Source organism: Methylobacterium tardum, assembly GCF_023546765.1.
GTDB lineage: Bacteria > Pseudomonadota > Alphaproteobacteria > Rhizobiales > Beijerinckiaceae > Methylobacterium > Methylobacterium tardum.
Genome location: NZ_CP097484.1, coordinates 714,297 through 734,964 on the forward strand (window position 1 = coordinate 714,297; position 20,668 = coordinate 734,964).

Genomic DNA, 20,668 nt, shown 5'->3' on the forward strand with positions numbered 1-20,668 from the left:
AATGCCGGGCGGGCCTCGAATGGGCGAAAGGCTGGATCAGGCCGCTTTCACGCCGGCCAGAAAAGCCGAGACCTCGTGCGTGAGGCTCTCCGAATGCCGGGCCAGCTCCTGCGCCGAGCTGAGAACCTGCGTGGCGGCCGCGCTCGTCTGGCCGGCCCCCGTCCGCACCGCACCGATGTTGTGGGTGACCTGCTCTGTACCGCGGGCGGCCTCCTGGACGTTGCGGGTGATCTCCTGCGTCGCCGCGCCCTGCTCCTCCATGGCGGCGGCGATGCTCGCCGTGTAGGCGGACATGTCGCCGATCACGCGGGCGATCTGCTGGATGTCGGCGACGGCTTCCCGCGTGGCGGACTGGATCTCCGCGATGCGCTCGCCGATCTCACCGGTGGCCCGGCCGGTCTGACCGGCCAGTTCCTTCACCTCGGCGGCGACCACCGCGAAGCCGCGCCCCGCCTCGCCGGCCCGCGCCGCCTCGATCGTGGCGTTGAGCGCCAGCAGGTTGGTCTGGCTGGCGATGTCGGTGATCAACGAGACCGCCGTGCTGATGCGCTCGGCCGTGCCGGTCAGTCTCTGCACGGTCGCGTCGGTCCGGCGCGCCGTCTCGACGGCCTCGTCGGCGATCCGCGACGAGTGGCTCACCTGATGGACGATCTCGGCGACGGAGGCCGACATCTCCTCGCTGGCCGCCGCCACCGTCTGCACGTTGGCGGAAGTCTGCTGGGCGGCGCCGGCCGCCGAGACACTCTGGTCCGTGGTCTCGTCGGCGGTGGCGGTCATCGCCCGCGCGGTGGCCTCCATCTCGGTGGCCGCCCCCGCGAGGCTCTGGGTCAGCACGGAGACACTGCGCTCGAAGCTGCGGGTCAGGTCGTCGAGCACGTTGGCGCGGCGCATCTTGGCCTGGTTCTCCGCCTCCTGGGCGGCCGCCAGGGCACGCGCCTCCACGGCGTTCTCCTTGAACACCTGCAGCGAGCGGGCCAGAGAGCCGACCTCGTCCCGGCGCTCGGTCCCGACGACCGACACGTCCAGGTCACCGGCCGCCAAGCGACCCATATCGGCCGCCATCGCGTTCAGCGGGCGCGCCACCCCGAAGACCGCGATCGCAGCGAGCAGGCCGGTCGCGGCCAGCAGGCCGACAGCCGCCAGGACCGTCAGCGTCGTCGCGGCCGAGGCGGCGATCTCGGCGGCGCGCTCCTGCGCGGCCTTCAAATCACGCTGGTTCTCGGTGATGCGGCCGTTGAGCTCATCAATCAGCTTCAGCCGGACGTCGCGGCTCGCGCTCCCGGAAATCTTGGCGGCCATCTGCTTATCGCCCGCCAAGCCATAGCCCATGCCCTTCTCGACTGAGGAGAGATAGGTCACGAGCTGAGACTTGATCGCCGCGTTGACGGCGCGGCGCTCCGGCGAGCTGGAGAGCGCGATCAGCTCGTCGGCCAGCGTCAGGGCGCGGTTCTTGTCCGCCTCGAACTGCTTGGCCTGCCGGGCGAGCACGCTCGGATCCGTCTCGATGATCGCGTTCTTGTCGCGGATCGTTGTCTCGCCGATGGCGAAGGCGAGTTGCTGGACGCGGATGACGCGCCCGGCACTGACCTCGACGGTGTCGCGGGTGATCGCGTCCAGCGTGTTCAGGTTGGATCGCGCCAGCAGGACCATCCCGAGAGAGACCGCGATCAGGATCGTGACCGGGATCGCCAGCTTGCTGATGAGCTTGAGATTCTTGAGGGTATTCATCCGCCGAGCAAGAGGGAACAGGCGCGAATATCAGTACGGTCCCGTCGCAGCTGATGGGACGCTTTTGGGATCTCAACCTTAAAGCGAAATTAAACCCGGACGCGGCGGAACAACTCCACCACAGCGTGTGTCATGCGCTTCGCGACACGGCGCCGAGGGGCACCCTCGGACCCCGGGCATCGGCTCACCCGATGCGGCGGCAGGTAGGCGTCACGCCGACGGGACCTGCCCGGCCACCACAACGCCGAGGGTATCGAGCAGCGACGATCGCGCCCGGCTGACCCGGCTCTTCACGGTGCCGACCTGACAGCCGAGCAGGGTCGCGGCCTCCTCGTAGGTGTGCCCTTCGGCGCCGACCAGCAGCAGCGCCTGTCGTTGCGCTGCCGGCAGGCCGCCGAGGCGCTCCCAGACCACCTTGAGCGTGCTGGCATCCTCTTGGTCGGACGGGCTGGTCATCTGGCCGGCATGGGTCCCGTCCACGTCCTCGACCTCGCGCCGGTGCTTGCGCAGCTCCGAGTAGAACTGATTGCGCAGGATGGTGAACAGCCACGCGGTGAAGTTCGTGCCGGGCCTGAACCGCGCTTGGTTGGCCCAGGCTTTGACGAAGGTTTCCTGCACGAGATCGTCGGCGCGGCTCACATCCCCGACCAGCGACAGAGCGAAGGTGCGCAGGGCCGGAAGCGCCTTGATGATGTCGGTCCGGAAATCGAAGGCCACGCTCTGACCGTGCGCCGCGATGGCCGCCTCGAAGCGCGCCACCAGCGTGGCGAGCTGCGCGGGCAGAGGCTCCTGCTCGGCGACCTTGAAATAGTCTCGGATCGGCAGGGCGAGATGCTGGCCGAGGACCGCCGCATAAGCGCCCGCGCTCCGGTCATGCCCCGGCTCGGCTGCCGGCTTCGCGGCGTCATCCATCATGGCCGTACCCTGAATCCTCTCCAGTTGGTATACTGGAATCGATCTAACGTCGGTACCTGCATAATTCTGAACCGATGCCAAACGCTCCCGACCCCATCGGGTTGTTTGGGCAAGGTGTTCGGAGGCGCGACGATTGGTATATCGTGGCGCGCAGGATGGCGGCGCGATGCGCACGTGGTAGCGTGCGGGGAAGAGAGCGGGATGAGCCACGATCACGCGCATCACGATCATGATCACGATCACGGTAGCGATCTGAGCCCCGTGGAGGCGCGGGTGCGGGCGCTCGAATCTCTGCTCACCGAGAAGGGCTATATCGACCCGGCGGCCCTCGATGCCCTGGTCGAACTCTACGAGACCAAGGTCGGCCCGCATGCGGGCGCCCGCGTGGTCGCCCGAGCCTGGGTGGATCCTGATTACCGGGCGCGCCTTCTGGCCGACGCCACACCGGCCATCGCCGAACTCGACATCGGCGGTCGTGGCGGCGAGCACATGGTGGTGGTCGAGAACACGCCCGAGACCCACAACCTCGTCGTCTGCACGCTGTGCTCCTGCTACCCCTGGCCGGTGCTCGGCCTGCCGCCGGTCTGGTACAAGGCGCCACCCTACCGGGCCCGGGCGGTGATCGATCCCCGCGGTGTGCTGGCCGAGTTCGGGGTGACGCTGCCGGAGACCACCCGGATCACCGTCTGGGATTCGACCGCCGAGACCCGCTACATGGTCCTGCCGATGCGACCCGCGCAGACCGAGGGCTTCTCCGAAGAGGCGCTGGCCGCCCTCGTCACCCGCGATTCCATGATCGGGACCGGCCTGCCCACGGCCATCCCGGCCGCGCCCGTGGAGATGACGGTATGAACGGCGCCCAGGATCTCGGCGGCGCGCACGGTTTCGGGCCGGTGGTGCCGGAGCCGGACGAGCCGGTCTTCCATGCCGCGTGGGAGCGGCGCGTCTTCGCGCTGGCGATGGCCATGGGATACACCGGCGCCTGGAACCTCGACGGCAGCCGTGCTAACCGCGAGTCCCTGCCGCCGGCCGAATACCTCGCGTCGAGCTACTACGAGATCTGGCTGAGAGCTCTGGAGAAGCAGGTCGCCGCGACTGGCCTTGCGACGCAGGCCGAGATCGAGGCCGGCCGATCCGCGGAGCCGGCCAAGCCCGTGGCCCGCATCCTGGCCCGCGAGGGCCTGGAGGAACGCTTCCGGGCCGGCTTCCCGAGCAGCCGCGCCGCCGATGCCCCCGCGCGCTTCGCGGTCGGCGACAGGGTCCTGGCGCGCAACATCCACCCGACCGGCCATACGCGGCTGCCGCGCTACGTGCGCGGCAAGCGCGGCCGAATCATGCGTGTCGACGGGGTCTTCGTCTTCCCCGACACCAACGCCTATCGGGCGGGCGAGAACCCGACCTGGCTCTACACGGTCGCCTTCACCGCGCAGGACCTCTGGGGCGAGAGCGGCGATCCGGGCGGCGTCGTCACCGTGGCGGCCTTCGAACCCTACCTGGACCCCGCGTGACCGAACCGACTCCGAGCAACTTCGCGGCGCCCTGGGAGGCGCAGGTCTTCGCCCTGGTGGTCTCTCTGCAGGAGGCCGGGCTGTTCACGTGGTCGGAATGGGCGGACCGGATCGGCCGGGAGATCCGACCCACGGATGGTCCTGAGCGCGCGGCCGATTACGGCGCGTGGCTGGCGACGCTGGAGACAATCCTGGCCGAGCGCGGCGTGGCCGGATCGGAGAGCGTCGCTGCGCGCACCGAAGCGTTCCTGCGCGCCGCCGCGGCGACGCCCCACGGCCAGCCGATCCGCCTGGAGAATGATCCGCTCTATCGGCCACGCTGATGATTACGCGTGGTCGCGACAGGCCTGCGAGCCGCGCTCGGCCCATCGAGGGCGGTTGGCGCGCACGACGGCAGCTGTGCCACTCCAGGCCGTCATTCCGGGGCCGCGCAGCGGAGCCCGGAACCAGACGCGCACCCGCTCAAAGAACTTGCTCCGTCGGCGGCTCTGGGTTCCGGGCTCGCCTGCGGCGCCCCGGAACAACGGGACGGTGGGCCGGGCCGCCGATCCGCGAACCCGGCCCTGCCCCCTAAACCCGCAGCCCATCGAGCGGCACGGGGGCAGCGTGCGACCGGCCGCTCATCAGCTGGTCGAGGAGTGCCAGCACCTCCGGCCGCCCGCAATTGCCCGCCGGCTCGAAGGGCGTCCAGGTCTGGACGAAGTCGAGGCGTTCGAACACGTCCCGGTAGCGGCGCAGCTCGTTCGGGGTGAGCGGCACGCCACGCACGAAGGCCTTGTGGGCCGAGATCGTGGTCGCCCGCCGGAAATCCGCCGGGTCGAGTTCGAACTTCAGCGCGTCGCCGCAGAAGCAGATCTTGCGTGACCGGTCGTAGAGGACGGCGTGGCCGTCGAAGTGACCGGCGGTGCGGTGCAGCTCCAGGCCTGGAAGCGGCTCGAGGAAGTCGTCGTAGGGCCAGCTCACCTGCAGGGCCGCACTCCAGGTGAAGTCAGCTGCCGGCAGGCACAGTTCCGGATCGAACCGGTCCTGGAGTTGCGGCAGCGCCCCGTAGGAATGCGGGTGCGAGGCCGAGAGCACCGCCATGCCGCCGAGCCGGGCGATCTGGTCGAGGGCGGCCTCGCTGAAGACCGGGCACCCTTCGAAGCCCAGATTTCCGTGCTCGGTCTGGATCAGGTAGGCGGAGGGGCCGATGCCCGAGACCGGCTCGTTCCAGAACCGCCACACGCCCGGCTCCAGCTCCTGCCAGTGACACGGGAAGGCGTCCTGCGCCTCCCGCGCGGTGCGGAACCGCCAGCCGTCCTGCGGCACCACGTGACGGGCATCGAGGCATAGCGGGCAGGCGGCGGGCGTTTCGAAGTGGCGCTGCCAGAACCCGCAATTGTCGCAGGTGTAGGCGGGCAGCTTCAGGGCGCCCGCGAAGGGCAGGTAGCCTGGCATCGTCTCGGACCTTCCTGAGGGCGGTGCGTGTGATACGGCCCCGGTTGACGTCGCCTTCTCCGTCATCGCGAGCGGAGCGAAGCGACCCAGGGCAGCGCGACCTCGTTCAGCGCAGCGCACCTGGATGGCTTCGCTCCGCGCGCAGGGACGGCGGCAGCCCTTTCAACCGGAATGGATGTAACAGGCGGCGCGTACAGGCGCAGCCGTCACGTCCGCCCCGGCAGCCGGCGCGCCGAGCGGGCGGCGTGGACGGTGCCAGCGAGCCCGATCAGCGCCAATCCGGCGAGACCGCCGACCACGAGATCCCGGGTGCGGCTCGTGACGAACTCGCCACGGCTTGCCTTTGTCCGCCCGAAAAACCGCCCATCGATCCCGACCGGGCCGTGCACGGCTTCGTAGAGGTTGCCGTCCATTTCCGGGATGGTCTCGTCGGAGAGCTGCGCCGACCACATGGAGGCGGCCTTGCGGTCGGCGAGCGCCGGCGCCAGGGCCTGGGCGGCGGCCATCATCATCGGCGAGCGCCCGACCCAGACTTCCCGGCGCGGATGCTCGACGGCGTACAGGATCGCCTCGGCGCAGAGCCGCGGGTCGAAGACCGGATCAGGTGCATACTGGCGATGCCCGGTGCGGTTGCGCGCCCAGTTGAACTGGGGCGTGTTGACCGCCGGCAGGTAGACGACGCTGAGGCTGACATCGACCCGGTCGTGAAGCAGCTCGCAGCGCAGGGCATCAGTGAAGCCCGAGACCGCGAATTTCGCCGCGCAGTAGGGCGCCTGCAGCGGCGCCGCCCGGATCGCGAGGCCGGACGAGACCTGGATGATCGCGCCGCGGTTGCGCCGCTTCATGAAGCGCAGGGCGGCGAGCGTCCCGTAGACTTGGCTGAGATAGGTGGTCTCGGTGACCCGCCGGTACTCGTCCGGCGTGATCTGGTCGGCCGGGTTCACGATGGTCGACATGGCGTTGTTGACCCAGGCGCGGATCGGGCCGAGCTCCCGTTCCACGCGCTCGGCGGCGGCATCGACGGCCTGCGGATCGGCGACATCGGCGCTGATCGCCAGGACGGGCTGGCCGTAGGCGGCAAGCGCCCGTTCCGCCGCGGCGAGCCGACCCGGGTCGCGCGCGATGATGGCCACCGACCAGCCGCCGGCGGCGAGCCGATGGGCCGTTGCGAGACCGATCCCGGCGGTGCCCCCGGTAACGACCGCCACCCGTGCCATACCCACCTCATGCGACGACGAAAGTTCGATCCGGCAACACGGATCGAGCGCCGCAGTTGCGTCGCTTCCACACGCCGAATCGTCACGGCGGCGCTGATTTTGGAATCGACCACGCAACGACCGCTGAAGACCGCTGTTGACTGCCTGTACCGCCCGGTGCGGACATCGAGGGTCGAAACCATGCATTATGGACGACGCTTCTCCCTGCCCATCGATCCCTGGCCGCAGGCTTCCCTCGGGGAGCGAACGGCGGTCGGGATGGTCCTGACCTTCCTGCTGCTGGTGCCGGCCTGCGCGGCCGGTGCTCTCCTCCTCGTGGCTGCCACGCTGGTGACCCACGTCGACCGGTCCTACGACCTCGGCGCCTCCCTGCGTGCCCTGATCGAGCGGCGTCTCGGATTCCGCTCCCGCCGGAAGGACCGGATCGTCTGGAAGGCTTGAAGGCGGCCGCGCCGCGGCGGGCTGATCTTCAGAGGTGCCGGCTCGCACGGCGAGCATTCGGCACGACCGTGATGGCTGTGCGTTCTCAACGGGCCGATTTGACCTGAGCGTATCTGGTAGGCCAGTCAGGTTCGGAACCGAGAGATCGCCATGTTCCGTACCCTGATGACTGCGCGGCGCTTCGCGCCGCTGTTCTGGTGCCAGTTCTTCTCCGCGTTCAACGACAATTTCCTCAAGAACGCGCTCGCCTTCCTGATCCTGTTCGGGATCGGTGGCCAGGCGGACGCCAATGCGGGCGTCCTGGTCACCCTCGCGAGCGCCGTCTTCATCGGGCCGTTCTTCATCCTGTCGGGTCTCGGCGGCCAGTGGGCCGACCGGTACGACAAGGCGCTGATGGCCCGGCGGCTGAAATTCGCCGAGATCTTCGCGGCCGGCACCGCCGTGCTGGGCTTCCTGCTTCACTCCGTGCCGGTGCTGTTCGTGGCGCTGGGCCTGTTCGGTACGATCGCGGCCCTGTTCGGCCCGATCAAATACGGCATCCTGCCGGACCACCTGAAGCGCGAGGAACTGCCCGCCGGCAACGCCCTGGTCGAGGCCGCGACCTTCCTGGCGATCCTGCTCGGCACGATCGCGGCCGGCGCGGCCTCGGCGATGGGCGGCTCGGGCCTGCTGTTCGGCGCCCTGGTGATGGGCTTCGCCGTCCTGTGCTGGCTCTCGGCTCGGATGATCCCGGCGACCGGGGAGGGGGCCCCGGACCTGCGCGTCGACCCGAACGTCGCCCGCTCGACCTACGCCCTGCTGCGTGACCTCTGGGCCGACACGCGCCTGTGGCGCGGCTCACTGACTGTGAGCTGGTTCTGGCTGGTCGGCGTGGTGGTGCTGTCGCTGCTGCCCGTGCTGGTGCGCGGCGCCTTCAACGGCACCGAGACCGTGATCACCCTGCTGCTGGCCCTGTTCTCGATCGGCATCGCGGTGGGCTCCGGCCTCGCCTCGTGGCTCGCCAGCGGCCGGATCGTGCTGCTGCCGACGCCGGTCGGCGCGGTGCTGATGGGCCTGTTCGGCCTCGACCTCGCCTGGACGATCGGCTACCTGCCGGCACCGCCCGCCGAGGCGATCGGCCCGCTCGCCTTCCTCCGGACCGGTCACGGTCTGCGCACCGGGATCGACTTCCTCGGGTTGGCGATCTCCGGCGGCCTCTACATCGTCCCGTCCTTCGCGGCCGTGCAGGCCTGGGCCGAGAAGGCGATGCGCGCGCGGATCATCGGCGCCGTCAACGTCATGACGGCGGCCTTCATGGTCGCCGGCACCCTGGCGCTGGCGGCGCTGCAGGGCGCGGGCCTGACGATCGCGAGCCTGCTCGCCGTCTTGGCGGTGCTGAACCTGATCGTGGGTGCGGTCGTGTTCGCGACCCTGCCGACCAGCCCGTTCCGCGACGCCCTGTCGATCCTGTTCCGGGCCTTCTACCGGCTGGAGGTCCGCGGCTTCGACAACCTCGCGGCGGCCGGGCCGAACGCCATCGTGGCGCTTAATCACGTGTCGTTCCTCGACGCGCCGCTGGCCCTGTCCCTTCTGGAGCAGGAGCCGGTCTTCGCCATCGACAGCGGCATCGCCCAGCGCTGGTGGGTGAAGCCGTTCCTGCGGGTCACCAAGGCGATGCCCCTCGACCCGACGCGCCCCCTCGCCACCCGGACGCTGATCAACGCCGTCAAGGGCGGCGAGACCCTGATCATCTTCCCCGAGGGCCGGCTGACCGTCACCGGCAGCCTGATGAAGATCTATGACGGCGCCGGGCTGATCGCCGACAAGTCGGGCGCGATGGTCGTGCCGGTGAAGCTCGACGGCCTCGAGCGCACCGTCTTCTCGCGCCTGTCGCGCGGGCAGGTGCGCCGCCGCTGGTGGCCCAAAGTGACCGTGACGGTGATGCCGCCGGTGCGCCTGACGGTGGATCCCGCGCTCAAAGGCAAGGCCCGGCGGCAGGCGGCGGGCGCGGCCCTCTACGGGATCATGTCGGACCTCCTGTTCCGCACCGCCGATACGGACCGCGGACTGATGGCGGCGCTGATCGAGGCGGGCGAGCTTCACGGCTGGCGCCGCAACGCTCTCGAGGACCCGGTCGGCGGGCGGCTCAGCTACGGCCGCCTGGTGATGGGCGCCAACATCCTGGGCCGCAAGCTCATGCCGCTGGCGCCGGAGGGCGGCCGGATCGGACTCATGCTGCCGAACGCCAACGGCGCCGCGGTGACGCTGTTCGCCCTCGCCTCCGCCGGCCGGGTGCCGGCGATGATCAATTTCTCGGCCGGTCCCGCCAACGTCCTCTCCGCCTGCAAGGCGGCCGAGGTGAACCGGATCCTGACGTCCCGGGCCTTCATCGACAAGGGGCGGCTCGGGCCGCTCGTCGAGGCGATCCGCGGCTCGGTCGAGCTGATCTACCTGGAGGATGTGCGCGCCACCGTCACGACCGGGGACAAGATCCGGGGGTTCCTCGCACCCCGCCGCCCCCTGGTGGCGCGCGCCGGGGAGGATCCGGGCGCGGTGCTGTTCACGTCCGGTAGCGAGGGCACGCCCAAGGGTGTGGTGCTCGCCAACCGCTGCATGCTCGCTAACGTGGCGCAGGTGGCGGCCCGGATCGACTTCGGGCCGATGGACAAGGTGTTCAACGTTCTGCCGGTGTTCCACGCCTTCGGCCTGACGGCCGGGCTGGTCTTGCCGCTGGTCTCGGGCGTGCCGGTCTACCTCTACCCGTCGCCGCTGCATTACCGGATCGTGCCGGAGCTGATCTACGGCTCGAACAGCACGGTGCTGTTCGGGACCGACACGTTCCTGACTGGCTACGCCCGCGCCGCCCATTCCTACGACCTGCGCTCGTTGCGCTACGTCGTGGCCGGCGCCGAGGCCGTGAAGGAGACGACCCGCAAGACCTGGGCGGAGAAGTTCGGCCTGCGCATCCTCGAAGGCTACGGCGTCACCGAGTGCGGGCCCGTCGTCGCCCTCAATACGCCGATGTTCAACCGCTTCGGCACGGTCGGGCGGATCCTGCCGGGGATCGAGACCCGCCTGGAGCCCGTGCCGGGAATCGAGGAGGGCGGCCGCCTGTCGTTGCGCGGCCCCAACATCATGTTGGGCTACCTGCGCGCCGACAAGCCCGGCGTCCTGGAGCCGCCGCCGGGGGGCTGGCACGACACAGGCGACATCGTGGCGATAGACCCGATGGGTTTCGTGACGATCAAGGGGCGGGCCAAGCGCTTCGCCAAGATCGCGGGCGAGATGGTGTCGCTCGCCGGCATCGAGGCGCTGGCCGCCGACCTCTGGCCGGATCGGCCGAGCGCGGTGGCGGCCGTGCCGGATCCGCGCAAGGGCGAGCGCCTGATCCTGTTCACGCAGGAGAAGGGCGCCACCCGGGCCGCCTACCAGACCTTCGCCAAGGGCCGCGGCGCCTCGGACGTCGCGATCCCCGCCGAGGTGGTGGTGCTGGAGGCGATCCCGATGCTCGGCACCGGCAAGATCGACCAAGTGGCGGTCATCAAACTGGCCCAGGAGCGGGCGAAGGAATCGGCCGCCGCCTGAGGCCCCGCAGGCTCGCCCGCAGATCGACCCATGCGGCGCGTCATCCAAACGGGGGATGCAACGCTTTGGCGGATCCGCTCGTATCACGAATACAGCTCCGATTCGATCGACGGCGGTCTACCCGGCGCGATCGGATCGGCGGACTGGATTTCGCGTCGCGAGTCGCATCGACGAGGGGCAGACCATGCTGAAGAGCAGGCGAATTCCGACTTGGCTGGCAAGACGGTCGTATTTCAAGCGGATCGAGCGTTGGTCGAAGGTCGGCAAGGCTCGCAAGACGGCGCCCGAGGCCGGTCCCGCGCCGATGCCGTCCAACGTGGTGCTGTTCCCGATGCGCCCGAACCGGCCGGAGCGCCCGGTCTTCGAGGATCTGCGCGGGGTCGGCACGGCCTAGCCGCCGGAACGCCGCCGAGACTCCGGAGCCGTCCAGGGCTTGTCCGCCGCGCGGGATCGCGGAATCCTGCGCCTGAGACCGGCGGATCGGGGACCTGGAGGATGCGTGCCGCGGGACGGGTCTGATCCGAGCGGAGCACCGGCCCGGCGCCGCCACACTGTGGCACGCCTGGCCCTTCCGGTTGCGCTGGCGCTGGGGCTCATCGGGGTGGCTGCGCTGTGGCGCTACGCGGAGGCGTTGCCGACCCTCGATCTCGCCGCCGCTTCGACACGTTCGACGGTGGTGCTCGACCGGTCCGGCACGCTCCTGCGGCCGTTCGCAACCGCGGATGGGCGCTGGCGCCTGCCGGTCACCGCCGACACGATCGACCCACGCTACCGGGCGATGCTCGTCGCCTATGAGGATCGCCGCTTCGCGAATCATCCCGGGATCGATCCCGTGGCGGTTCTGCGCGCCGCGATCCAGTGGCTGAGGAATGGACGCATCGTCTCGGGCGGGTCGACCCTGTCGATGCAGGTGGCGCGCCTCGTCGAGCCGCGGCGCGAGCGCACGCTCGACGCCAAGCTCCGCCAGATGGCGCGGGCGCTCCTGCTGGAGCGGCGTCTCGGGAAGTCCGGCCTCCTCGAGCTCTACTTCGCCCTTGCCCCCTACGGTGGCCCGGTCGAGGGCGTTCGCGCGGCGAGCCTCGCCTATTTCGGACGCGAGCCGGTGCGGCTGACGGCGGCACAGGCTGCGCTCCTCGTCGCCCTTCCGCAATCGCCCGAGACCCGCCGGCCGGACCGCTTCCCGGAGCGCGCCCGGGCGGCCCGCGACCGGGTGCTCGACATCGCCAGCGCCCGGGGCATCCTCACCGCCGCCGAGGCCGCGGACGCCAAGGCCGAGCCGGTGCCGACGGCACGGCGTCCCTTCCCGATGCTCGCGGCGCACGCAGCCGAGGAGGCGGTGGCGACTGACACCACCGCCCCGGTGATCCGCCTCGCCATCGATGCGCGCCTGCAGGAGCGGCTGGAGGTTCTTGCGTCCGAGCGGGCCGCCGCGGCCGGCCCCGGCCTCTCGGCCGCAATCCTCGTCCTCGACAACCGCGACGGGCGCGTGCTCGCCCAGGTGGGCAGCGCCGGATACCTGGATTCGAGTCGGAACGGCGCCATCGACATGTCCCTCGCGGTGCGCTCTCCCGGCTCCGCGTTGAAGCCCTTCGTCTACGCCATGGCTTTCGCGGACGGGCTGGCGCATCCCGAGACGCTGCTGGAAGACCGCCCCGCGCGCTTCTCGGCGAGCTACGCGCCGGAGAATTTCGACCTGACCTTCCAGGGCACGGTCACGGCCCGGCGGGCCCTGCAGCTCTCGCTCAACGTGCCCGCGGTCGAACTCATGGACGCGGTCGGGCCCGCGCGCTTCATCGCGCGGCTGCGCGCGGCGGGCGCCGCGATCCAGCTGCCGCGCGAGGCGGCGCCGGGGCTGCCGGTGGCGCTGGGCGGTCTCGGCATCACGCTCACCGACCTCGCGCGCCTCTATGCCGGAATCGCCCGCGGCGGCACGGTGCCCGGTCTCCTCCGCCGAGCCGAGGCGGCCCCGGCCGGTGCCGAGGGTCGGGTCGCGGAACCCGTGGCCGCCTGGTACGTCGCCGACATCCTGCGCGGCACGCCGCCGCCGGAGAACGCGCTTCCGAATCGCATCGCCTACAAGACCGGCACCTCCTACGGCTACCGGGACGCCTGGGCGGCGGGCTTCGACCGGCACGTGACGGTGGTGGTCTGGGTCGGCCGGCCCGACGGCGCCGCCGTTCCGGGTCTCGTTGGTCGAACGGTCGCGGCACCGATGCTGTTCGACGCCTTCGCGCGCCTCGGCCTCGAGCCGGAGCCGGTGCCGCAACCCCGAGACGTTCTGGCGGCCGGGCCCGGCGGCCTGCCGCCGCCGCTCCGCCATCTGCGCCGTGAGGCGCCCGGCGCGCCGGGGCCGGCGCTGCGGATCGCCTATCCCCCAGACGGCGCCCGGATCGACCTCGGCCTCGGCGTGGCTGGGCACGAAGGGGAGGGCAAGGCCGACGGTCCGGCGCTCGCCCTAAAAGCTTTGGGCGGGGTGCCGCCGCTCACCTGGCTGATCGACGGTCAGCCCGTCGTGCAAACACCGCGGCGCCGCGCCGCATGGTCCCCGACAGGTGCCGGCTTCGCACGGATCTCGGTTCTGGATTCTATGGGCGCGAGCGACAGCGTTTCCATCCGGCTTGAATAGCCCGACATCATCGTTCTTGCCGGCGAAGCTTGGCCGTGCTGCGATTTTGAATACAGAAGTACAGTCCGAGCCGGAAAACTTCCATGCGGAGATTCATCGGTCATCAACGAATATGGGTCTAGTCGTGACCCGTGAGGTTGGTGATGGCGTGGAAGGTCGGCGCCGCGGTGGCGGTGCTTCTCGGATTTGTCGGGGTCAGCGGGGGTGTCGGCAGCGGCCCCGATCCACGCCGCGCGGGCTGGCGCGACGCCTACCGAGCACCGACCGAAATCCCGTTTCCCGCCGAGAACCCGTACACGGCCGCCAAGGCCGAACTGGGCCGTCGCCTGTTCTTTGATCCGATCCTGTCCGGCGACGGGACCCGGGCTTGCGCCACGTGCCACATCCCGGATCTCGCCTGGGGCGACGGACGCGCCCGCGCGGCCACGCGCCAGCAGGGCGACATGGATCTGCGCACGCCGACGCTCCTCAACATCGCCTGGCAGGATGGGTCGCTCGGCTGGGACGGGAAGTTCCGCACGCTCGAATCGGTCGCCGCGATGCCCATGGCGGCGCCGGGCAACATGAATCTGCCGATGCCCGACGCCCTGACGCGGCTCTCGTCCGACCCGAGCTACGCGGCGGCCTTCGCCGAAGCCTTCGCCGATCCCGCGATCACCCGGGAACGGCTTGAGGCTGCACTGGCGACCTTCCAGCGCCTGATCGTGACCGGCACGACGCCCTTTGATCGCTGGATCGCCGGCCAGGAAGACGCGATCGGGGAGCCGGCCAAGCGGGGCTTCGACCTGTTCAACGGCCGGGCCGGCTGCGCGAGCTGCCATTCCGGCTGGTCGTTCACCGACAACTCGTTCCACGATATCGGGGTCGGGGTGGGCCCGGATATCGGCCGCGGCCGGTACAAGCCTACGTCGCTCGCCCTTCAATACGCCTTCAAGACGCCGACCCTGCGGGAGATCGGGCAGCGCGGCCCCTACATGCACGACGGGTCCGTGCCGACCCTCAGCGCCGTGATCGATCTCTACAACCGCGGCGGGATCGACCGTCCGAGCCGCTCCCGGTCGATCAAGCCGCTTCAGCTCACCGCGGCGGAGCGAGCGGATCTCCTGGCCTTCCTGGCGACGCTCTCGACCAGCGCGGGCCGCGACCTCGTGACGATCTCGTTCGCCGCCAAAGCGCCGGCCCCCTGACGGACCGGCTCTCATCGGGCCCCAGGCCGGCCTGACTTGCGGCCGGCGAACCGCGTCCCGTCAGCGGTCGAGCGCGGCCCGCGCTGCGATCCGCCCAGACTCCGTCGTTCAAAGCCCTGCAGCGCGGCGGCCAGCCGGGCTTCGCCGACCGTCACATCGTGCGAGAGGTTGAGAACCGTGGCGAGGATCCAGACACTTCCGAGAAGGCTCACCACGGCAATACCGAGCATCACATAGGTCAGCAGCCTGTTCCGGCGCAGATCGGACTTGATCGTCCGCACCAGATCGCGGCTGTCCTCGGCAAGACTGTTTCGCGCGGCCACCAGTTCATTGTACATGTTGGTGATGGCGTTGGTGGACATGTACACCAGCAAGAGATGGACGACGAAGTCGTCGTCCGTCGTGGTGTTCAGGGCGGCCGCGATCCGCACGGCGAGCTGGCGCTCCCAGGGCTGGAGATCGCGGCCGTGGACCGACCGGTAGAACCGCTCGAGGTTGGTCACGGCCGGAGCGCATCCCGCCAAGCCGTGTGGAAGTTGCGCCGGAGGCGGCGCCCTTCGACGCGCAGCCGCATCGGTGCGCCGGTCGCGAGCGTCTGCCACGTCATGTGCTGGACCCGCAGCGCCTCGATCAGGCGCTCGCCGATCCGCTCGATCTCGATGACGCGGAAATTCGGCTGCTTGCGCAGAGCACGCACGAGATCGGACGATTCGAGATAGTCGAAATTGGTCGCCTGCGCGGTGTTCTTCGCGAGGATCGCCCGATCGCACTCGATCAGCATCGGCCGGAGTTCCTTGAGGACCTCGAGGGCGGTGGGATCGACAGCGCCGGCCGCGACGACCACACAGAGGCGGACATTGGCCTCCCGGCAGCTCTCGACGATGATCTCGGTGCAGCGCCGGGTCGTCTCCGTATCGCCGGCCGGAAAGTCGACCACCACGAAACGCTCGGGCGCGTCCACCACGCGCTCGATCATGTCCTGGCACAGGGTCGGATCGACGCGGCCCACGCTGTCCTCGGCGCGCAGCCGTTGCCGGAAGCAGGACACGCCGGGCCGGCGCGGCACGAAATTGTCGCTGCCGGGGCTGGTCTCGGTCATCAGCGCCGTGTGGAAATGCCGGTTGGCCGGGTCGGTGTCGATCGCCAGCACCGGCCCGACCTCGGCACAGAGATCGGCGATCTGCAGGGCAATGGTGGTCTTGCCGACGCCGCCCTTGCCGCCGAGGCACAGGATCAGAACCTTCGCTGCCGGGCCCAAAAGGTCGCGCTGGATGTCCTGGATCTCGTCCGGGCTGTACCAGGCCGGAACCTTGATCTGCGTCGCGTCGGTCATGGATGTCTCCTTGCTGCGTGGTGGATGCAGGCGTCCGGGGCGCGCCTCTGCGCCGCCCGGCCCGGACCTGCGGGGCTGTCAGGGTTGATGCGTGGCGCCGGCGCTCCGGGTCGACCGGATGCCGGCAGCGATGCGGCGCACGGGACGCCGCGGCGTTCGGAGCGGAGGCCCGATCCCACCGAAGCGGTCGCGCACTCGAAGGCCGGACAGTCTCAAGCGGCCGATCTGATCATGCGCCGGGCAGGGAGGGCCGACGGCGCCGGCGGCCCGTGTGCGGGCGGAGCAGAAGCGAGATCAGGCGTAACGCTGGTCCCGCACCGCACGGCCCGGTGAGGCGCTGTGCCGGTACGAGGAGTCGCGTGCCTGAGCTGAGAATGCCGTTCTGCCGCACAACCCGCATCCCATTCCTGGCTCGTGCCTCCGGTGAACGGCTTCAGCAGATCTCATCCCATCCAGACAGAGCACGATCAAGACTCTGCGCATGTTCAATCAAGATGCAAGCCTTCGGGTGAAGACAGTTTCGCGCTGTCCTCCGTCACATCCCAAAATTCGGTGAACAAAATGCTGCCGGCTCAACCGCCAGAGCCGTCGTAAAATCACAATAATACTATAATACATATTGCTATTTATTATGCAAGGGTATCTTTGTTCGACTATCTATAGGCAAAAACTAGCCATTACCCATATTTGAATGATCGCGCCGGCACGAATTGGCGCCTGCGCGATAGCGACCGGATCGGCTTCGCGTTCGACGGGATGAAAGCCGAGCGGCATCTGCGCAGATCTGCGCGCAAGACGGATTGTCGCCGGGCGCAGACACCGGAGGGGCCACGCCCGGTGCGCTGCGACTCGCAATAACCTCAGGGATCCTGCACGCCTGTGGGCTGCGTGGAAAAAGCGAACCGCGTGAACGGCCTACGCAGAATCCACAGCGTTAACCTTTCACTCATATTCGTTAACAAACCGATGGCTAAAATTGACCGAAAATATGTAAATGGCTGAGTAACCACGGTGTCGCTTTGCAGCGACGAGGGTCCGATGCCAAGATCCAAGAACAAGCGGTTATCGGTAGTCGGCGCTCTCGGCCTGTCAGGCCTGTTCACTCTCGCGGCCCCGAGCGCGGCCCAAGCCCACGTGAAGTGGTTCTGCGCCTACGACGTCGCCGGGCAGCCCCAGGGCCTTGAGCAGGTGCTGTGCCTGGACTTCGAGTGGCTGACCGGCCTCGCCCTGGCCTGCCTGATGTTCGGCTGCCTCGCCGAGGGCACGCCGCTGGGCGGCGCGCTGCTCAACGCCCTCGACCGCGTGACCGCGCGGATCCGCACCGATACCGAGCTGCTGGTGCGCGCCACGCTGGGCTTCTTCCTGGTCTCGCTCTGGGAGCTCGGCGGCATCATCCTCACGCCCGAGCTGAAGACCGATGTCGCCTGGATCCCGTGGCTTCAGCTCGCGATGGCGGCCTGCCTGATCTGGCGCCGGACCATGCCGATCACCGGCCTCGGCCTCGTCTTCCTGTTCAGCTTCGCGACGGCGCAGTACGGCCTGTTCCACCTCGCCGATTATCCGATCTTCCTCGGCATCGCCGTCTATCTGATCGCCCAGGGTCTCGGTTTTAAGCCCTTCGACATCCGGTCGCTCGACCTCGTGCGCTGGACAGCCGCCATCACGCTGATGTGGGCCTCGATCGAGAAGTGGGCTTATCCCGACTGGACGGCCCCGCTCATCGCCGCCAAGCCGCAGATGACGATGGGCGCGACGCCCGAGCTGTTCATGCAGGCCGCCGGCGTCATCGAATTCACCCTGGCCTTCGCGCTGATCTGGACGCCCCTCGTCCGCCGCACCTCGGCAATCATCCTGGCGGCGATCTTCGTCTCGGCGATCTTCGAGTTCGGCAAGGTGGACGCGATCGGCCATTCCGGGATCATCGTGGTGCTTCTGGCGATCGCCGCCGACGATGTTCGGGTGCCGGTGCGGGCCCGGCAGGCGCTGCTGGCACCGGCTTACTATGGGGCGGCGCTCGCGGCCTTCCTGTTCCTCTACTACGTGGGGCACGCTGCCCTGTTCGGGGGCTTGAGCGAGCTGCCGGTCATCTGACGACGGCTTGCTCCCCGTCCGGACTCATCGCGCCGCGAGAAGCGGCGCGAACACGTCGGTGAGGCCGTTGATCAGGATCTGCGTGCCGACGCAAAGCAGTAGGAAGGCGAATAGGCGCCCCACCACCCGGGCGCGGGCCGGGCCGATGAGCGCCACCACCCGGTCGGCCGAGGCGTAGATCAGCGCGACCGTTGCGGCGACCACCAGGGCCGCCAGCGTGATGCCGAGATAGAAGCCGAGCCGCTCCGCGTAGGCCTCGGGCCGGTTCGCGCCCAGGGTTATGGCGACCGCGATTGTGCCGGGCCCGGTGGTGAAGGGCAGGGTGAGGGGGAAGAAGGCGATCTCGGACAGCGGGCCCGGTGCCTGATCCGCCTGCGGTTCCATGGGAACCGCCCCGCGATTCGCCGAGCCCGAGGCCTCGGCCTGCTTGCGCGCCTCGCGCGCCTCCGGCCGATTGAGCTGGGTCCAGGCCGAGGACATCACCACGAGACCGCCGGCGATGCGCAGCGCCGCCAGGGTGACGCCGAAGAAGTTGAGGATCGGCGTGCCGGCCCAGAGGGCGCCGAGCATCACCAGCGCTGCGTAGATGCCGATCCGCCGGGACAGCAGCACGCGCTCGGCATGGCTGTAGGCGCCGGTGACCTGGGCGAAGATGAAGGCGCCGCCGATCGGGTTCACGATCGAGATGAGGCCTGAGAGGGCGAGCAGGAACTGCTGGACCGTGAAATCGATGCTCATCTGGCAGACCCGTGTCGCGGCCGATCCTAGACGCAGGGCCTTTTAACAAACGTGTCGCCTGCCCGGATCAGCCCGGCGACGGTGCCGGCACCAGCACCCGGGCGGGCGCGAGGCGACGGGCGCGCCGCACTTGCTGCACGGCGACAGGCCGATAGAGCTGCTTCGTGGCATCGACCACGTGCAGGCCCGCGAAGGGCAACGACAGGCTGGTGCCGAGCCGCTCCCAGGCCGGGCCGGTGCGGAGCATCAGGCGCGAACGCACCGGCGGCATGTACAGGGTCTCGGACCAGTTCACCGGCGAGAACAGCGTGTCGCGCATCAGCCGGCCGAGCTGCGAGCGGCTGTAGGGCTGGCCGTGGCCGAACGGCGTCGCCTCGCGGCGGGCCCAGACGCCCCGCCGGTTGGGGACCACCAGGATCATCCGCCCGCCGGGCGTGAGCGTGCGCCAAACCTCCTGCAGCAGCTCGGTCGGGCTCTCCACCGATTCGAGGGCATGGACCAAGATGACCCGGTCGATCGCGGCCTCGGGAAGCGGCATCATGGTGGGATCGGCCAGGGCCGCGCAGGAGCGACCCGTGTCCGGCCAGTTCACCACGCCCTGCGTGGCCGGCATGAAGGCGAGGGTGCGCTCCGCGATGCAGTGGATCGGGCCAAGATAGGGGGTCGCGTAGCCGATCCCGAGGACCCGCAGCCCCGAGACCGAGCCGAGGAACTCGTGCAGCGCGCGCCCGACGACGCGGTGCGTCGTGCGGCCCAGGGGACTGGCGTAGAAGGCCCGCAAGCCGTTGACGTCGAGACGCATGGAGGAGCAGGAATTCGGGACTGGAACGGTTGCCGTACTCAATGGTGAGCCGGACCGCCTGCGGCAAGCTCCGACGGAACCCGGCCGGACCGCAGCCTGTTCACGGCAGCAGCTTTCGCGCCCCGAGGAGATGCCGTCCGATGGCCGCCGAGACCGAGATCAGCACTTTCCTGTGCCGCAGCGACAATATCGGCGTCCTGATTCGCGACCCGGCCACCGGTGCCTGCGCGGCGATCGACGTGCCCGAGGCCGAGCCGGTGCTGCGGGCCCTCGAGGAGACCGGCTGGCGGCTCACCGACATCCTCGTCACCCACCGGCACGCCGATCATGTCGACGGCATCCCGGCGGTGAAGCAGGCGACGGGGGCGCGCGTCACGGCGCCCGCGAAGGCCGGGGACGCCGTCCCGCAGGTGGACGTCACCGTGCGCGAGGGCGACACGGTGCAGGTCGGCAACCTGGAGGCTCAGGTCTGGGAAACGCCGGGCCATTGCGCCGATCACGTCACCTACTGGTTCGCCGAGGCCGGCCTCGTCTGCGCCGGGGACACGCTGTTCACCCTGGGCTGCGGGCGGGTGATGGAGGGCCCGCCCGAGACGCTCTACCGATCCCTCCGGCGCTTCGACGACCTGCCCGACGACACGCAGGTGTTCAGCGGTCACGACTATGTCCTCAGCAACGCCCGCTTCGCCCTGGCGGCGGATCCGGACAACCCGGATCTCAAGGCCCGTTTCGCCGAGGCCGAGCGGGCGAAGGCGCAGGGCCGGTTCCTGATCCCGTCGACCCTGGCGGCGGAACGGGCGACCAACCCCTTCCTGCGCAGCGCCGAGAAGGCCCTGGCCCAGTCGGTCGACATGCCACCGGAAAGTGATCCAGAGGCAGTGTTCGTCGCTCTGCGAGCGTGGAAGAACCGCTTCTGACGCAGGGGGTAACGAGAAAAATTTGTTGCCTTCTCAAGGCGAACTGACACATAGGGTTATTTAAGCGGTCCTAATCCGCTCAGGTAACCGGGCTCCCGGGGGGAAGCCGCAACGTCAACGCGAAGCGCCGGGACGCTTCCAGCCGGTATGATGGGGGTCCGTCT

At 69.5% G+C, this 20,668-nt stretch carries 18 protein-coding genes; 10 read left to right on the top strand and 8 right to left on the bottom strand.

Annotation, left to right across the window (positions count from 1 at the left end; genetic code table 11):
* Positions 1-36: 36 nt before the first annotated feature.
* Both M6G65_RS03500 and M6G65_RS03505 read right to left on the bottom strand, forming a co-directional pair.
* Positions 37-1,728 (bottom strand): methyl-accepting chemotaxis protein, encoded by a 1,692-nt coding sequence (locus M6G65_RS03500; protein ID WP_250103575.1) that lies wholly within the window; start codon positions 1,726-1,728, stop codon positions 37-39.
* Positions 1,729-1,938: 210 nt separating this feature from the next.
* Positions 1,939-2,643, bottom strand: coding sequence for a sigma-70 family RNA polymerase sigma factor (locus tag M6G65_RS03505; RefSeq protein ID WP_250103576.1), 705 nt, complete (start codon positions 2,641-2,643; stop codon positions 1,939-1,941).
* A gap of 201 nt (positions 2,644-2,844) precedes the next feature.
* Between M6G65_RS03505 and nthA the strand changes: the two genes are divergently transcribed.
* The 3 genes from nthA to M6G65_RS03520 are packed head-to-tail and all read left to right on the top strand — an operon-like array spanning position 2,845 to position 4,474.
* Complete coding sequence (nthA, locus tag M6G65_RS03510) at positions 2,845-3,495, top strand: nitrile hydratase subunit alpha (RefSeq protein ID WP_238198136.1); 651 nt, start codon at positions 2,845-2,847, stop codon at positions 3,493-3,495.
* The gene (gene nthB, locus M6G65_RS03515) at positions 3,492-4,151 is read left to right on the top strand and encodes a nitrile hydratase subunit beta (protein ID WP_238198138.1); all 660 of its coding nucleotides are present in this window, start codon (positions 3,492-3,494) and stop codon (positions 4,149-4,151) included. Before nthA ends, nthB begins: the two co-directional genes overlap by 4 nt.
* Entirely contained in the window at positions 4,148-4,474 is a 327-nt protein-coding gene (locus M6G65_RS03520; protein ID WP_238198140.1) for a nitrile hydratase accessory protein, read from the top strand. Before nthB ends, M6G65_RS03520 begins: the two co-directional genes overlap by 4 nt.
* A gap of 247 nt (positions 4,475-4,721) precedes the next feature.
* Here M6G65_RS03520 and M6G65_RS03525 read toward each other — a convergent pair whose 3' ends face one another.
* On the bottom strand, positions 4,722-5,588 hold the full coding sequence (locus tag M6G65_RS03525; protein ID WP_238198142.1) for an MBL fold metallo-hydrolase: 867 nt from the start codon (positions 5,586-5,588) through the stop codon (positions 4,722-4,724).
* A gap of 206 nt (positions 5,589-5,794) precedes the next feature.
* Positions 5,795-6,805: an SDR family oxidoreductase gene (locus M6G65_RS03530; RefSeq protein WP_250103577.1), complete on the bottom strand. Its 1,011-nt coding sequence runs from the start codon at positions 6,803-6,805 to the stop codon at positions 5,795-5,797.
* Between the two features lie 180 nt (positions 6,806-6,985).
* Between M6G65_RS03530 and M6G65_RS03535 the strand changes: the two genes are divergently transcribed.
* The 5 genes from M6G65_RS03535 to M6G65_RS03555 all read left to right on the top strand — a co-directional run bounded on the left by M6G65_RS03535 (position 6,986) and on the right by M6G65_RS03555 (position 14,623).
* Positions 6,986-7,246: a hypothetical protein gene (locus M6G65_RS03535; protein WP_238198145.1), complete on the top strand. Its 261-nt coding sequence runs from the start codon at positions 6,986-6,988 to the stop codon at positions 7,244-7,246.
* Between the two features lie 150 nt (positions 7,247-7,396).
* Positions 7,397-10,810, top strand: a complete 3,414-nt coding sequence (locus M6G65_RS03540; protein ID WP_238198147.1) for an acyl-[ACP]--phospholipid O-acyltransferase — start codon at positions 7,397-7,399, stop codon at positions 10,808-10,810.
* 184 nt (positions 10,811-10,994) lie between these two features.
* Positions 10,995-11,204, top strand: a complete 210-nt coding sequence (locus M6G65_RS03545) for a hypothetical protein (RefSeq protein ID WP_238198149.1) — start codon at positions 10,995-10,997, stop codon at positions 11,202-11,204.
* Positions 11,205-11,309: 105 nt separating this feature from the next.
* Positions 11,310-13,436 carry a penicillin-binding protein 1C gene (gene pbpC, locus M6G65_RS03550; RefSeq protein ID WP_373323834.1) on the top strand — a complete coding sequence of 709 codons (2,127 nt, stop codon included), beginning with the start codon at positions 11,310-11,312 and terminating at the stop codon, positions 13,434-13,436.
* 143 nt (positions 13,437-13,579) lie between these two features.
* A complete protein-coding gene (locus tag M6G65_RS03555) occupies positions 13,580-14,623 on the top strand; it encodes a cytochrome-c peroxidase (RefSeq protein WP_238198153.1) in 1,044 nt (347 codons plus the stop codon).
* 11 nt (positions 14,624-14,634) lie between these two features.
* Here M6G65_RS03555 and M6G65_RS03560 read toward each other — a convergent pair whose 3' ends face one another.
* Both M6G65_RS03560 and M6G65_RS03565 read right to left on the bottom strand, forming a co-directional pair.
* The gene (locus tag M6G65_RS03560) at positions 14,635-15,126 is read right to left on the bottom strand and encodes a hypothetical protein (protein ID WP_250103578.1); all 492 of its coding nucleotides are present in this window, start codon (positions 15,124-15,126) and stop codon (positions 14,635-14,637) included.
* A complete protein-coding gene (locus tag M6G65_RS03565; protein ID WP_192708752.1) occupies positions 15,123-15,956 on the bottom strand; it encodes a nucleotide-binding protein in 834 nt (277 codons plus the stop codon). Before M6G65_RS03565 ends, M6G65_RS03560 begins: the two co-directional genes overlap by 4 nt.
* Positions 15,957-16,994: 1,038 nt before the next feature.
* Here M6G65_RS03565 and M6G65_RS03570 point away from each other — a divergent pair.
* Entirely contained in the window at positions 16,995-18,047 is a 1,053-nt protein-coding gene (locus M6G65_RS03570; protein WP_250103579.1) for a hypothetical protein, read from the top strand.
* 24 nt (positions 18,048-18,071) lie between these two features.
* On the opposite strand, the gene M6G65_RS03575 is transcribed toward M6G65_RS03570, so the two are convergent.
* Entirely contained in the window at positions 18,072-18,785 is a 714-nt protein-coding gene (locus M6G65_RS03575) for a MarC family protein (RefSeq protein ID WP_238199597.1), read from the bottom strand.
* Between the two features lie 67 nt (positions 18,786-18,852).
* Positions 18,853-19,587 carry a class I SAM-dependent methyltransferase gene (locus tag M6G65_RS03580; protein ID WP_192708754.1) on the bottom strand — a complete coding sequence of 245 codons (735 nt, stop codon included), beginning with the start codon at positions 19,585-19,587 and terminating at the stop codon, positions 18,853-18,855.
* A gap of 140 nt (positions 19,588-19,727) precedes the next feature.
* Here M6G65_RS03580 and gloB point away from each other — a divergent pair, with 140 nt between their 5' ends.
* Positions 19,728-20,504: a hydroxyacylglutathione hydrolase gene (gene gloB, locus M6G65_RS03585; protein ID WP_238199596.1), complete on the top strand. Its 777-nt coding sequence runs from the start codon at positions 19,728-19,730 to the stop codon at positions 20,502-20,504.
* The last annotated feature ends 164 nt before the right edge of the window (positions 20,505-20,668 follow it).